We start from the raw sequence: 13939 nt of genomic DNA, 5'->3' as shown, positions 1-13939 counted from the left end.
GCCGGTCAGCTGGAGTAGGCGCTGTTCTCGTGGACGTAGTCGTGGGTCAGGTCGTTGGTCCAGATGGTGGCCTCGGCCTCACCGGCCTGCAGGTCGATCTCGACCAGGACCTCGCGCGGTTCCAGGTCCACCAGGGAGCGGTCCTCGCCGATGCTGCCGTTGCGGCAGATCTGCACGCCGTTCATCGCGACGTTGAGCTGGTCCGGTTCGAAGGCGGCGTCCGTGGTGCCGACGGCGGAGAGCACGCGGCCCCAGTTGGGGTCCTTGCCGAAGATCGCGGTCTTGAAGAGGTTGGAGCGGGCGACGGCGCGGCTGACCACCTCGGCGTCGCGTTCGGTCGCGGCGTTGAAGGTGCGGATGGCGATGTCGTGGCTGGAGCCCTCGGCGTCGCCGATGAGCTGGCGGGCGAGGTCCGCGCAGACCCGGGTCAGGCCGGCGCCGAACGCCGCGGCGGAGGGGACGGCGCGAGAGGCGCCGGAGGCCAGCAGCACCACGGTGTCGTTGGTGGACATGCAGCCGTCCGAGTCCGTGCGGTCGAAGGTGACGCGGGTGGCATCGCGCAGCACGACGTCGAGCAGTTCGGGCTGGACCTCGGCGTCGGTGGTGAGGACCACGAGCATGGTGGCCAGGCCCGGGGCCAGCATGCCGGCGCCCTTGGCCATGCCGCCGATGGTGAACTCCCGGCCTTCCGCGTCGGTGCCGGTGAAGAGTGCCTGCTTGGAGACCGAGTCGGTGGTCATGATGGCGGTGGCGGCGGCCGGGCCGCCGTCGGCGCTCAATTCGGCGGCGGCGGTGCCGATCGCGGGGACCAGCTTGTCCATCGGCAGCTGTTCGCCGATCAGGCCGGTGGAGCAGACGAAAACGTCCGTCGCCGAGGCGCCGAGGGCCTCGGCGGTCTTTTCGGCGGTGGTGTGGGTGTTCTGGAAGCCCTGCGGGCCGGTGCAGGCGTTGGCGCCGCCGGAGTTGAGGATGACGGCGTCGACGCGGCCGTCCTTGATGACCTCGCGGGACCAGTGCACGGGGGCGGCGGCGACGCGGTTGGAGGTGAAGACCGCAGCGGCGGCCTTGGCCGGGCCGTCGTTGACCACCAGGGCCAGGTCGGGGTTACCGGATGCCTTGAGGCCGGCCTTGACGCCGGCGGCGCGGAAACCCTTCGGTGCGGTGATGCTCACGGTGCGACTCCCTGCAGGTTGAGGCCGGCGGTTTCCGCCAGGCCAAGGGCGATGTTCATGGACTGGACGGCGCCGCCGGCGGTGCCCTTGGTGAGGTTGTCGATCGCGCAGGTAACGATCACGCGGCCGATCCGCTCGTCGAAGGCCAGCTGCATCGCGGCGTGGTTGGAGCCCTGGACGGACTTGGTGGTGGGCCACTGGCCCTCGGGCAGCAGGTGGACGAAGGGCTCCTCGTCGTAGGCCGCGGCCCAGGCCCGGCGCAGTTCCTCGGCCGTGACGCCCGGCCGCACTTTGGCGGTGGCGGTGGTGAGGATGCCCCGGCTCATCGGCGCGAGGGTGGGCGTGAAGGACACCGTCACGGGGGCGTTCAGCGCGTTGGAGAGGCCCTGCTCGATCTCGGGGGTGTGGCGGTGGCCGCCGCCGACGCCGTAGGGGCTCATGGAGCCCATGACCTCGGAGCCGATCAGGTTCACCTTGGCGGCCTTGCCGGCTCCGGAGGTTCCGGAGGCGGCGACGATGACGACGTCGTCGGCCGCCAGCAAGTGGTTGCTGAAGCCGGGCGTCAACGCCAGCAGCGCCGACGTCGGGTAGCAGCCGGGCACGGCGATGCGGGTCGCGCCGCGCAGGGCCTCCCGCTGGCCCGGCAGTTCGGGCAGGCCGTAGGGCCAGGTGCCGGCGTGCGGGGAGCCGTAGAACTTTTCCCATGCCGCCGCGTCCTGGAGCCGATGGTCGGCGCCGGCGTCGATTACGACCGTGCCCGCGGGCAGCTGCGCTGCGATCGCGGCGGAGGCGCCGTGCGGCAGGGCGAGGAAGACGACGTCGTGCCCGGCGAGGTTCTCCACCGTGGTGTCTTCGAGGATCCGGTCCGCCAAACCATGGAGATGCGGCTGGAGTTCGCCTAGTCTGGAACCGGCGTTGCTGTGCGCCGTGATAGCCCCGATGGTGACGTCCGGGTGGCCGGCAAGCAGCCTGAGCACCTCGCCGCCGGCGTAACCGCTAGCCCCGGAGACGGCAACAGAAATAGTCATAGCCCCCAGCATACAGCAAGACTATGCATCGCTGCCGATATTTATGCACGCCCCGAGCTGACGTCTGGACCCTACCGTGCCGTCTGCCCCGTCATGGATGCTGGGCGGAGCCCGGGCCGGTCCCTAGGATGGTCACAGCACCCCGGGCACGGACCGCCCTGCCCGGACGGCCCACACGAAGGAGTCACATGACGCACGCTATTGTCGCCCGGCAGGCCGGCGGCCCGGAAGTCCTTGAGCTCTCCCCCATCGACCGGCCCGTCCCCGGCCCCGGCCAGCTGCTGATCAAGGTCGCCGCGGTCGGGGTGAACTTCATCGACACCTACAAGCGCGGCGGCGTCTACAAGGTGGACTACCCCTTCATCCCCGGCTCCGAGGCCTCCGGCACCGTCGAGGAAACCGGCGACGGCGTGACCGGCTTCTCCGCGGGCGACCGCGTTGCCACCGCCGAGGGCGTAGCCTGCTACGCCGGGTACGCGCTGGTGGACGCGGACAAGGCGCTGCCGGTGCCCGCCGGCGTCGACGATTTCACCGCCGCCGCCCTGCCGCTCCAGGGCATCACCGCGCACTACCTGATCAACTCGACCTTCGAGGTGAAGGCCGGCCAGACGGTGTTGCTGCACGCCGGCGCCGGCGGCGTGGGCCTGCTGCTGATCCAGCTGCTCAAGGCCAAGGGCGCGCGGGTCATCACGACCGTTTCCACCGACGAGAAGGAGGCCCTGGCCCGCGAAGCCGGCGCAGACCATGTGCTGCGGTACGAGGGGTTCGGGGCTAAGGTGCGGGAACTCACCAACGGCGAAGGCGTGCACGTGGTGTACGACGGCGTCGGCAAGGACACCTTCGACGATTCGCTCGCGGCGCTCAGGGTCCGCGGCACCCTGGTGCTCTTCGGCGCCGCCTCCGGCCCGGTACCGGCGGTGGATCCGCAGCGGCTGAACTCCGGCGGCTCGCTCTACCTCACCCGGCCCACCATCGTCCACTACCTGCGGGACGCGAAGGAACGCCGTTGGCGCTCGGACGAGCTCTTCGCCGCCGTCGCCGACGGCAGCCTCAAGGTGCGGATCGGCGCGAAGTACGACCTGGCCGACGCGGCGTCCGCGCACACGGACCTGGAACATCGGCGCACTACCGGCAAGGTCCTGCTGGTCCCATAACGCCCAGCGTCACGTCCGCAACGAGAAAAGCTCCCCGCAACCGGCAGGTTGCGGGGAGCTTTTTCGTGGTGCCGGTTCGTACCGACGGATCCTGTTAGCCCTGGACCCCTTTAGAGCTGCGCCCTGTTACCGCTGGACGGCGCCGAAGCGTTCGTGTGCGGCGGCCACGGCCAGATCACGGGCGGCCGAGGCCTCGTCCGCGGTCAGGGTGCGGTCGTCTGCGCGGAAGCGCAGGTTGAAGGCCAGGGACTTCTTGCCGTTCTCGATGCCCTTACCGGCGTAGACGTCGAACAGGGACACCTCTTCCAGCAGATCGCCGGCGCCCTCGCGAAGCGCCTCCAGCACGTCCCCGGCGGGCACATCCGCCGCCACCACGAGGGCGACGTCCTGGGTGGCCACCGGGTAGCCGGAGATGGGCCGGGCGACGATCACGTCGGCGGCCGCCTCGAACAGGGCGTCCGCGTTCAGTTCCAGCGCCACCGAGCGGGCGGGCATGTCGTGCGCCGCGAGCAGCTTGGGGTGCAGTTCGCCGGCGTAGCCGATCACCTCGCCGGTGCGCAGCGCCAGCTGCGCGGCCCGGCCGGGGTGGAATGCCTGGTGGCTGCCCTGGCTGACGACCAGTTCGACGCCGAGCACGTCGCCGGCCAGCCGGGCAATGTCCAGCGCGTCGGCGTAGTCCCAGGCACGCGGGGTATGGGCCGGGGCGGCCGGGCTGTCGTGGCCGGTCAGCACGGCCGCCAGGTGCAGCGGCTGGTCCGGGACGCCGTCGAACAGTCCGTCGAGGACCTCCTCGGCGGGGCGGGCGCCCAGCGGCGGGATCGAGGCGGTGCCGAGGGTCTCCCCCGGCAGGAAGACCAGGCCGGTCTCGAAGAGAGCCAGGTCACGGAAGCCGCGGGAGTGGTTCCGCTTCGCCACCTCGATCAGGCCGGGCAGGATCGAGGTGCGCAGGAAGCCCTGCTCCTCGCTGATCGGGTTGGCCAGCTTGAGCGCCTTCCGGTCCGCCCCGGCAACCGGGGTGCCGAAGGTGTCGTTGGCGGCCTTGGAGACGAACGGGTAGGCCAGCACCTCGGTGAGGCCGGCGTCGGCGAGGGCCTGGACCAGGCGGCGGCGCTGCTGCTGCACGCGGGTCAGGCCGCGGCCCGGCGGGGCCACCGGCAGCGTGGCGGGGATCTTGTCGTAACCCACCAGCCGCGCGATTTCCTCGGACAGGTCTTCCTTGGTCTCCAGGTCCGTCCGCCAGCTCGGGGCCGTGACGGCGTACCCGGCGTCGGTGGTGCGGACGTCGGCGCCCAGGTCCCGGAGCGAGGTGAGGATCTGCTCCTCGGTGAAGTCGATGCCGATCCGCTCCGAGGCGAAGGTTGCCGGGAGGTCCACGGTGACGGCGTCCGGCGCAGTGCCGACGTCGGTGCCCTCGGCGTCGGCCGTTCCGCCGGCGAGCTCCACCAGCAGGTCGACCACGCGCTGGGCGGCCACCGGGGCGACGTACCAGTCGACGCCGCGCTCGAAGCGCTTGGACGCCTCTGACGGGAGCTTGTGGCGGCGGCGGGACCGGGCGATCGAGACCTCGTCGAAGTGTGCGGACTCGACCAGGATGTTGGTGGTGGCGTCGGAGACCTCGGTCGCCGCGCCGCCCATCACGCCGGCGATGCCGATCGCGCCGGAACCGTCCGTGATCAGCAGGTCCTCGGCGTCGAGCGTGCGCTCCTTGTCGTCGAGGGTGGTGATCTTCTCGCCCTGGGCCGCGCGGCGGACGACGATGCCGCCGGTGAGGGTGTCCAGGTCGTAGCAGTGCGTGGGCTGACCCAGCTCGAGCATCACGTAGTTGGAGATGTCCACCGGCAGCGAGATGGACCGGATGCCGGCGAGCCGCAGCCGGGAGACCATCCACGGCGGGGTCGGCTTCGTGGCGTCGACACCGCGGACGGTGCGGGCCACGAACCGGTCGCAGCCGGCATTTCCGTAGATCGGGGCGTCGTCGTTGAGCTTGATGTCGAAGCCGCCGGAAAGTTCCGCCGGGGCGGTGACCTTCGACGCCGGGTCCGTGAACGGCGTTCCGGTGGCGTGGGCGTATTCACGGGCCACGCCGCGGATCGAGAACGCGTAGCCCCGGTCCGGGGTGACGTTGATTTCCGCGGCCTGGTCGTAGAGGCCGAGCAGTTCCATCGCGTCGGTGCCGATTTCCGGGTCAAGCCCGATGCGGGAGAGCACCAGGATGCCGTCGTGGTCATCGCCGATGCCGAGTTCCCGCACGGAGGCGATCATGCCGGCGGAGAGGTGGCCGTAGGTTTTGCGCGCGGAGATGCGGAAGTCGCCGGGCAGCACGGCGCCCGGAAGGGTGACCACCACCTTGTCGCCCTCGACGAAGTTGTGCGCGCCGCAGATGATGCCCTGCACGCCGGAGGGGTCGATGCCCTCGCCGGTGAGGGTCTGCTGCTGACCCTCGGGGACCACGCGGACCTGGCACCAGTTGATGGTCTTGCCGTTGGACTGGGGTTCCTTGACCAGAGACAGCACCTGGCCGACGACGATGGGACCCTGCAGGGTGTCGGTGGGCCGGTGCACGGCCTCTTCTTCGAAGCCGACCTTCACGAGGTCGGCCATGACGTCCTCGGCGCTCGCACCGGCAGGAACGGCCGCGAATTCACGCAGCCAGGAAAGGGGGATACGCACTGTTAGATCTCCATCCCGAAGTGCTCGCTGAAACGTACATCGCCTTCGATCATGTCGCGCATGTCGCCGACCTCGTTGCGGAACATGAGGGTCCGCTCGATGCCCATGCCGAAGGCAAATCCTGAATAGACGTCCGGGTCGATGCCGGCCGCGCGGAGCACGTTCGGGTTGACCATGCCGCAGCCGCCCCACTCGATCCAGCGGGGGCCGCCCTTGGCGCCGGGGTGCCAGATGTCCAGCTCGGCGGAGGGCTCGGTGAACGGGAAGTAGTTCGGGCGCAGCCGGATCTGGGCCTCGTCGCCGAACATCTGCCGGGCGAAGTGTTCCAGGGTGCCGCGCAGGTCCGCCATGGACAGCTTCTTGTCGATGGCGAGGCCCTCGAACTGGTGGAACACCGGGGTGTGGGTGGCGTCCAGTTCGTCGGTGCGGAACACCTTGCCGGGGCAGAGGACGTAGATCGGGACCTCGCGCTCGAGCATGGAGCGGACCTGCACCGGGGAGGTGTGGGTGCGCATCAGCAGGTGGGCCTCGGGCGGCTCTACGAAGAAGGTGTCCTGCATTTCGCGGGCCGGGTGGTCCGGCTTGAAGTTCAGCGCGTCGAAGTTGAACCACTCGGATTCAACCTCGGGGCCCTCGGCGATCTCCCAGCCCATGCCGACGAAGATGTCAGCGACGCGGTCCTGGAGGGTAGAGAGCGGGTGGCGGGCACCGGCACGACGACGGCGCGGGGCGGCCGTGACGTCGACGGTCTCCTCGACCAGGATGCGGGCGTCGTTCTCGGCCTCGAGTTCCGCAGTGCGGTCCGCGAGCGCCTTGTTGACCCGTCCGCGGGAGGCTCCCATCAGCTTGCCGGCGGCGGCCTTCTGATCCTTGGGCAGGCCGCCGATTTCGCGATTGGCCAGGCTCAGGGCGGACTTCTCGCCCGTGTGCGCAAGGCGGGCGGCCTTGAGCTCTTCGAGGGTGGAGGCCGCGGCAATGGCGGCGACGGCCTGCTCTACGGCGGCGTTGATGGCGGCTTCATCCAGAGGGTTCGGGACGGCGGCGCCCGGCAAGGTGTCAGTCATCTACTGTTCTTCGCTACGAGTCGGGTGGTGTCTGAACCAGTCTAGTTGACGGCGCCGGAGCCCCGGCCGGGGTCTAGCATGGCCCCATGGGGACCGGAGCGAGGCTGCGGCAGCTGGCCAACGTGCTCAACGGCAGCACCCTGCTGGGCCTGCTGCTGGCCGCGGGTGCCCGCTGCCATGTGGCGTCCGGACCGCGCGGCCTGATCCTCGCCGCGGGCTACCGGTGGAAACTGCCCTACGCGGCGGCATTCACGGTGGGCAATGTCGTGCTGTTTCGGGCCGACGCGGACCGGGTCTTCGGCGGCGAATCTCCCCCGCCTTCCTGCCCTTCGTCATCCTCCTCTTCTTCGTCCTCCCCTTCCCCTTGCTTCCCTGACGGGGCGGGCTTCCCCGGGCTGCTGGGCCACGAGGAACGGCACAGCACCCAGTACGCGCTGTGCTGCGGAATCCCGTTCCTTCCCCTGTACTTCGCCGCGGCCGGCTGGTCCCTGTGGCGTGCCGGAAACCCCGGCACGGCCAACCCCTTCGAACGGCACGCGGGCCTGGGCGCCGGCGGCTACCCGGAACACGTCCACGCGCGGCCCCGCGGATGGCGGCGTTCCCCCGACCTCCGCGACGAACCCAACAACCGCGGCCTCTCAGGCCGCGACGGCGGAAAGTGAGACCACCATGACCGACTCCCCCAGGACCCTGTCCGTGACGGGCACCGGCACCGCCGAGTCCGCGCCGGACCTGCTGACCCTCTCGATCGGCGTCGAGTCCCGCCGCCCGGGCGTGGAGGCTGCCTACCGCGACGCCGGTGCCGCCGCGACCGCCATCACGGATGCACTGCGGGGCCACGGCGTGACGGATCGGGACATCACCAGCACCGGCCTGTCCCTGCGCGCCGAGGTCACCTGGCAGGAGGGCCAGGGCCAGCGCGTGACGGGCTACCTGGCGACCGGGACGCTCCGGGTCCGGCTCCGCGACCTGGCCGGTTCCGCGGCAGTCGTCGCCGACGCGGTGCGGGCCGGGGCCGACGACGCCCGGCTGCACGGGATCGACCTCGGCTTCGCGGATCCGGCCGCCCTCGAGTCCGAGGCCCGGGAGATGGCCTGGGAGGACGCGCTGACGCGGGCCGGGCAGTTCGCCGCCCTGGCAGGGGCGCGGCTGGGCAAGGTCCTCTCTGTGACCGAGAATCCGGCGTCCCCGCCCGCGCTGCCGCCGGTGCCGCTGCAGCGCACGGCCGCGGCCCAGCCCGTCGCGGTGGAGGCAGGCAGCGCCTCGGTCACCGCCGCCGTCGGCGTCGTCTGGGAGCTTCTCGACTGAGAAGCCGCAGCGCGATATCAGGTGTGGTTCCTCCGCGTCAGTGGATGGCGCCGGCGGCCAGCTTGAGGTCGGTGGTGGTCGCCAGGGACGTCCGGACGACGACGGCGAGCGCCTCCCCCATCTGCTCCAGCGGCAGGGAGGCCGCGCCGCTTCCGGGCTGCACCTGATCCGGGCCGAAGGGAACGTGAACGAATCCGCCGCGGATGCCGGGCTCGTCGCGGAGGGCGTGCATCAGGCCGAAGAAGACGTGGTTGCAGACGTAGGTTCCCGCCGTCTGCGACACCTCGGAGGGAATTCCGCGGCGGCGCAGTTCCTGCAGCGCGGCCTTGACCGGCAGGGTGCCGAAGTAGGCGGCGGGGGCATCCGGGAGGACGGGTTCGTCCACCGGCGCGTTCCCGGCGTTGTCCGGGATCCGCGCATCGTCACAGTTGATGGCGACCCGCTCAAGGGAGATGCCGGTCCGGCCGCCCGCCTGCCCGGCACATACCACCAGGTCCGGGCGGTGCTCCCGGAGCGCCGCGTCCAGTGCCGCCAGCGAATCGCCGAAGACGCACGGCAGTTCCACGGTGGCCACCTCCAGGCCCTCGGCCCGCAGCACGCCGGCCGCATGCCGCACCGCCGTCCAGGAGGGGTTGGTCGTTTCGCCGCCGAAGGGTTCAAAGCCAGTCAGGAGGATCATGGGGCCAGCCTAGCAATCGTCTCGGCGGCCCCGGAGGGACAGTGACCGGTGGTGCCGGCCGGCCGGCGCAGCCGGGTCGGTGCTTGCCCGGCACGGGGTGAGACGGGACGGGCAGCCTTGACTTATGATCGAACATATATTCGAATGAGGTCATGAGGTGGGACGCACAGGCACTCAATGCACAAGCAGTCGATGCAGAGGCACTCAATGCAGAGACGCCCAGGACCGGGACGCAGGCCCCCGACGGCCAGACGGCCCCGCTGCCCGCACCGGCGCTGCTGCCGCTGGCGGGCCTGGTCCGTTCCGTCACCACCCCGGAGTTTGCCGGGGTCACCTTCCACGAGGTCACCGCCAAATCGGTGCTCAACAAGGTGGCCGCCGGTTCCCGGATGCCCTTCGAATGGACCATCAACCCCTACCGCGGCTGCAGCCATGCATGCGTCTACTGCTTCGCGCGGAAGACCCACACCTATCTCGACTTCGACGCCGGCTTGGACTTCGACAGCCAGGTGGTGGTCAAGGTCAACGCGGCGGAGGTGCTGCGCCGTGAGCTGGCGAAACCGTCGTGGCAACGGCACCAGGTGGCTTTGGGCACCAACACGGACCCCTACCAGCGCGCCGAGGGCCGCTACCAGTTGATGCCCGGCATCATTCGCGCCCTTGCCGATTCCGGCACGCCCCTCTCCATCCTCACCAAGGGAACCCTGCTGGCCCGCGACATTCCGCTGCTGAAACACGCGGCCACCCAGGTACCGGTGGGCGTGGGCATTTCCCTGGCCATGACGGACGAGCAGTTGTCCGAGGCGGTGGAACCCGGAACACCCGGTCCCCGGGCCCGGTTAAAGCTGATTTCCCGGCTGCGCGAGGCCGGCCTGCCCTGCGGCGTGATGGCCATGCCGATCCTGCCGTGGTTGTCCGACTCGGATGAGGCCCTCGACTCCCTTTTCGGTTCGCTGGCGGCGGCCGGGGCCACGGGAGTCAGCGCCGGGGCCCTGTACCTAAAGCCCGGGACCCGGGAATGGTTCATGCAGTGGATCGCCAGGGAACACCCCCAACTCGCCGGAAAGTACCGCCGGCTGTACGGCGGCGGGTCCTACGCGTCCAAGGAATACCGCGCCTGGCTGGCCGGCCGGGTCCGTTTCTTCAAGGCCCGCCACGGCTTCATCGGCTCCACGGGTTTCAGTCACGAGGACATCGACCAGGACCCGCGCGACGAGGAGGCCCGGTACCCGGCGGGCAGCCTGCCGGGCTCGGCGCGCATCAGGCATGGACGGGGCACCGCGGGCAGCGGCGATCACTCCGGTACCGGGGAGTCGGCCGCCGAACCGGTGGCCGCCCAGCCCACGCTGTTCTGAGGTCCGGTTACCCATGTAGGGCGGCGTCCGGGCTGCGGATAGAGGGTAGGTCTTGCGAGTTGGGGTTGGCGAGCTGGGCCTGGCGGGTCGCGGCTAGTTGGTTGAGGCTAGTGCGTTGAGGCCTGCGCGGCGACGGCCGCGAGGAGCGCCTCGACGATCGGCAGGTCCGCGGGGATCCAAGGCAGCGCCAGCACCTGTTCCGGGTCGGCCAGGGGCACCCAAAGGAGTTCGTCGTGGTCCTGCAGCGGCTGCGGGGTCCCGCCGTCGAGTTCGGCGAACCAAACCCGCATCACCGCCGTCGGGTTTAACGGCCAGCCTTCCGGCCCGGGTGCGGGTAATTCAGGTCCCAGTACCACCCGAACACCGAGCTCCTCGGACAGTTCCCGGTGCAGCGCCTGCTCCGACGTCTCCCCCGGGTCCACCTTGCCGCCGGGGAACTCCCACATGCCCGCGAAACGGGGCGGCGCGGTCCGCCTCGCCACCAGCAGGGTCCGGGGCCGGGCCAGGGAATCGACGATCGCACCGCCGACGACGTTGATGAGTTCAGTCACGACCCCAGTCTAGGTGCCGCCGCACCCCCGCCCCGGGAGAGAATGGAACGGCCGCGCAGTCCGGATCCGGAATAGCGGGCCGCCCGCCACGCGTTGGCACACACGGAACTGCGCAAACCCCTGATCCACGGCCACGGCCGGGCACTGACCACTCACTGATCGAAAAGCAGATGGATGACTTTAACTAACGACGCCCCCACCACACCCCGGACCGGTTCCTACAACCTGACCCTCGCCATCATTTCGCTGGCCATGGGCGGCTTCGGCATCGGCACCACGGAATTCACGATGATGGGCCTGCTCAAGGAGGTCGAGCACGGTCTGGGCATCAGCACCCCGGAGGCCGGGCACCTGATCTCCGCCTATGCGCTCGGCGTCGTGGTCGGCGCCCCGCTGCTCGCCGCCGTCGGCGCGAAGCTCCCCCGCAAGTATCTGGCCCTGGGCCTCATGCTGTTCTTCAGCCTCGCGAACCTCAGCTCGGTCATCGCCCCCGATTACGGCACCATGCTGGTGTCCCGCTTCGCGGCCGGCCTGCCGCACGGCGCGTTCTTCGGCGTCGCCGCGGTGATCGCGTCCTCGCTGGTTGCCCCCACCCGCCGCGGCTGGGCCATTTCGATGGTGATGGCCGGCCTGACGGTCTCCAACGTCATCGGCGTCCCGTTCGGCACCTGGCTGGGCCAGAACTTCGGCTGGCGGCTGCTGTTCCTCCTGGTCGGCATCATCGGGATCGCCACCATGGCAATGCTGTGGAAGTTTGTCCCGTACCAAGCACCCCACGCTGACGCGAGCATCCGCCGGGAACTCGCATCCCTCAAGCGGCTGCAGGTCTGGCTGGCGGTGCTGATCGGCGTCGTGGGCTTCGGCGGCTTCTTCGCGACCTACACCTATATCGCCCACACGATGACCGACGTCGCCGGGATCCCGGCTGAATGGCTGCCCCTGGTCGTCGCGCTATACGGTGTCGGCATGGTGGTGGGCAACATTGTCGGGGGACGCATCGCCGACAAGTCCGTCATGGGCACCATCTACTGGGTACTCCCCGGCGTCGCCGTGGCCCTGGTGGTGTACGCCGTGGCGGTGCACTGGCCGTGGTCCGCGTACCTGATGGTCTTCGTCGTCGGCGGCGCGGGTTCCATGCTGGTCCCGGCGCTGCAGACCCGTTTGCTGGACGCCTCCCCCGACGCGCCGTCGCTTGCCTCCTCGCTGAACCACGCCGCCCTGAACGTGGCCAACGCCCTCGGCGCCTTCCTCGGCGGCCTGGTCATCGCCTGGGGCTGGGGCTACGTGGCCCCCGCCCTGGTCGGTGCCGTGCTGGCCTTGCTGGGCCTCGGCGTCGCCGTCCTCAGCGGAGCCGTGGAACGCCGGAGGCCGCTGGTCCGGTAACCGCGACCGAGTCCCGGCCCCGCTCCCTCCCGGCGGCCTGCCGGCGGCCCGGACCGGTGATTCGGTGGTGCGGTGCGGCCTAAACGGCCGCGCCGCGCTGCAGGTCCGGTTCCAGGTAGATCATCCGGGCGGTGGGGACTGCATCGCGGATCCGGGCCTCGGCGGCGTCGATCGCGGCAGCAATCTCACGGCCGGAGTCGGCCGCGCCGACGCTGATCTTCGCCGCGACCAGGAGTTCCTCGGGTCCCAGGTGCATGGTCTTGAGGTGGATGATGCCGGTGCCATCTGACTCGATCGCGCCGCGGATCTTCGCGACATCCGCCTTCGTGGCCGACTCGCCCAGCAGCAGCGACTTGGTTTCGATCGCCAGAACCGCGGCGATCGCCACCAACAGCAGTCCGATCATGCCGGTGCCCAGGGCGTCCCAGATGCCGTTGCCGGTGATGAGGGTCAGCCCCACCCCCAGGAGGGCGAAGAACAGGCCGAGCAGCGCACCGAAGTCCTCCAGCAGGATCACGGGCAACTCGGGCTGCTTGGCGTTGCGGATGAAGCGGATCCAGCTCTGGTTGCCGCGCAGGGGGTTGGACTCGCGGATGGCCGTACGGAAGGAGAACGACTCCGCGATGATGGCGCCGAGGAGAACGGCCAGCGGAACCCACCACAACCCGCCCTCGATGCCGTGCGGGTGCTGCAGCTTGCCCCACGCCTCGTACAGCGCGAACAGGCCGCCGACGCTGAAGAGCACGATGGCGACGATGAAGGCGTAGATGTAGCGTTCCCGTTCGTAGCCGAAGGGGTGCTCCGGGCTGGCCTGCTTGGTGGCGCGCTTGCCGCCCAGGAGCAGCAGCAGCTGGTTGCCGGAGTCGGCGACGGAGTGGATCGCCTCCGCCAGCATCGACGAGGACATCGTCAGGAGGAAGGCGACGAATTTCAGGACGGCGATCGTGAGGTTGGCGGTCAGCGCCGCCACAATCGCCTTGGTACCGCCGTTAGCAGCCACGGGCCGTTCTCCTTTAGACAAATGATCGGTGCCGCCGGGCGTTTTCGAGGCCCCGGACTCCAGGGGTCAACCGTACCGGGAGGGACCCGGATTCCGCGTGCCGGCGGGGCCAAAGAGGGCACATAACGATTGAGGGTGGGACTGCTGACAGGCCGTGGGCCGTGTGTTAGCTTGAAGCCATAATCGGGATTCCTAAGGTGAATGCCGACGAATATGTAGGAGGAGACATGGGCTTTCTAGGCTGGATCATTCTCGGACTCATTGTAGGTGCAATCGTTAAGGCAATCATGCCTGGCCGGGTTGGCGGCGGCTGGGTCACCAGCCTCGTTCTCGGTGTGGTTGGTGCCATTGTCGGCGGCTGGATCGGCGACCTGCTCTTCGGCGGCGGCAAGATGGAATTCTGGAACCTCGGCTCCTGGATCCTGGCCATCGTCGGCGGCCTCGTCGTCGCCGGAATCTACGGCGCCATCACCGGTCGGAACCGGACTACGTAATTCTCATCCCCCGCCCGGGCCACTGAGCCCCGCGGGACACATACGACGGCGGGGGCCCACCACACGGTGGGCCCCCGCCGT

At 69.9% G+C, this 13939-nt stretch carries 13 protein-coding genes; 6 read left to right on the top strand and 7 right to left on the bottom strand.

What is annotated here, in order from left to right; translation table 11 throughout:
• Positions 1-5 precede the first annotated feature (5 nt).
• A complete protein-coding gene (gene argJ / locus ACFUCU_RS16005; RefSeq protein ID WP_377973443.1) occupies positions 6-1172 on the bottom strand; it encodes a bifunctional glutamate N-acetyltransferase/amino-acid acetyltransferase ArgJ in 1167 nt (388 codons plus the stop codon).
• Positions 1169-2200, bottom strand: a complete 1032-nt coding sequence (argC, locus tag ACFUCU_RS16000; RefSeq protein WP_377973442.1) for an N-acetyl-gamma-glutamyl-phosphate reductase — start codon at positions 2198-2200, stop codon at positions 1169-1171. The genes argJ and argC overlap by 4 nt, the downstream gene beginning before the upstream one ends.
• 188 nt (positions 2201-2388) lie before the next feature.
• Here argC and ACFUCU_RS15995 point away from each other — a divergent pair, with 188 nt between their 5' ends.
• On the top strand, positions 2389-3354 hold the full coding sequence (locus ACFUCU_RS15995) for a quinone oxidoreductase family protein (protein WP_377973441.1): 966 nt from the start codon (positions 2389-2391) through the stop codon (positions 3352-3354).
• A 126-nt stretch (positions 3355-3480) separates the two neighbouring features.
• On the opposite strand, the gene pheT is transcribed toward ACFUCU_RS15995, so the two are convergent.
• Together pheT and pheS are read right to left on the bottom strand one after the other, a co-directional pair.
• Positions 3481-6024: a phenylalanine--tRNA ligase subunit beta gene (pheT, locus tag ACFUCU_RS15990; RefSeq protein WP_377973440.1), complete on the bottom strand. Its 2544-nt coding sequence runs from the start codon at positions 6022-6024 to the stop codon at positions 3481-3483.
• A gap of 2 nt (positions 6025-6026) precedes the next feature.
• Positions 6027-7088, bottom strand: coding sequence for a phenylalanine--tRNA ligase subunit alpha (pheS, locus tag ACFUCU_RS15985; RefSeq protein ID WP_377973439.1), 1062 nt, complete (start codon positions 7086-7088; stop codon positions 6027-6029).
• 86 nt (positions 7089-7174) lie between these two features.
• On the opposite strand from pheS, the gene ACFUCU_RS15980 reads away from it, so the two are divergent.
• On the top strand, positions 7175-7750 hold the full coding sequence (locus ACFUCU_RS15980) for a hypothetical protein (RefSeq protein WP_377973438.1): 576 nt from the start codon (positions 7175-7177) through the stop codon (positions 7748-7750).
• Between the two features lie 7 nt (positions 7751-7757).
• Positions 7758-8396 (top strand): SIMPL domain-containing protein, encoded by a 639-nt coding sequence (locus tag ACFUCU_RS15975; protein ID WP_377973437.1) that lies wholly within the window; start codon positions 7758-7760, stop codon positions 8394-8396.
• A 37-nt stretch (positions 8397-8433) separates the two neighbouring features.
• Here ACFUCU_RS15975 and pcp read toward each other — a convergent pair whose 3' ends face one another.
• Positions 8434-9075: a pyroglutamyl-peptidase I gene (pcp, locus tag ACFUCU_RS15970; protein WP_377973436.1), complete on the bottom strand. Its 642-nt coding sequence runs from the start codon at positions 9073-9075 to the stop codon at positions 8434-8436.
• Positions 9076-9227: 152 nt separating this feature from the next.
• On the opposite strand from pcp, the gene ACFUCU_RS15965 reads away from it, so the two are divergent.
• Positions 9228-10430 (top strand): Rv2578c family radical SAM protein, encoded by a 1203-nt coding sequence (locus ACFUCU_RS15965; RefSeq protein ID WP_377973435.1) that lies wholly within the window; start codon positions 9228-9230, stop codon positions 10428-10430.
• Positions 10431-10537: 107 nt separating this feature from the next.
• Here the strand turns inward: ACFUCU_RS15965 and ACFUCU_RS15960 are convergent, their stop codons facing one another.
• A complete protein-coding gene (locus ACFUCU_RS15960) occupies positions 10538-10981 on the bottom strand; it encodes a (deoxy)nucleoside triphosphate pyrophosphohydrolase (RefSeq protein ID WP_377973434.1) in 444 nt (147 codons plus the stop codon).
• A 174-nt stretch (positions 10982-11155) separates the two neighbouring features.
• Between ACFUCU_RS15960 and ACFUCU_RS15955 the strand changes: the two genes are divergently transcribed.
• Entirely contained in the window at positions 11156-12364 is a 1209-nt protein-coding gene (locus ACFUCU_RS15955) for an MFS transporter (protein WP_364137254.1), read from the top strand.
• A 79-nt stretch (positions 12365-12443) separates the two neighbouring features.
• Here ACFUCU_RS15955 and ACFUCU_RS15950 read toward each other — a convergent pair whose 3' ends face one another.
• Positions 12444-13364: a cation diffusion facilitator family transporter gene (locus ACFUCU_RS15950; protein ID WP_377973433.1), complete on the bottom strand. Its 921-nt coding sequence runs from the start codon at positions 13362-13364 to the stop codon at positions 12444-12446.
• 227 nt (positions 13365-13591) lie between these two features.
• On the opposite strand from ACFUCU_RS15950, the gene ACFUCU_RS15945 reads away from it, so the two are divergent.
• Positions 13592-13858 carry a GlsB/YeaQ/YmgE family stress response membrane protein gene (locus ACFUCU_RS15945; protein WP_056740672.1) on the top strand — a complete coding sequence of 89 codons (267 nt, stop codon included), beginning with the start codon at positions 13592-13594 and terminating at the stop codon, positions 13856-13858.
• The last annotated feature ends 81 nt before the right edge of the window (positions 13859-13939 follow it).

Source organism: Arthrobacter sp. NPDC057259 (genome assembly GCF_042668995.1).
Taxonomy (GTDB): domain Bacteria; phylum Actinomycetota; class Actinomycetes; order Actinomycetales; family Micrococcaceae; genus Arthrobacter.
The sequence above is the reverse complement of the archived record's forward strand: the minus strand, read 5'-3'. Positions and strand labels throughout refer to the sequence as shown.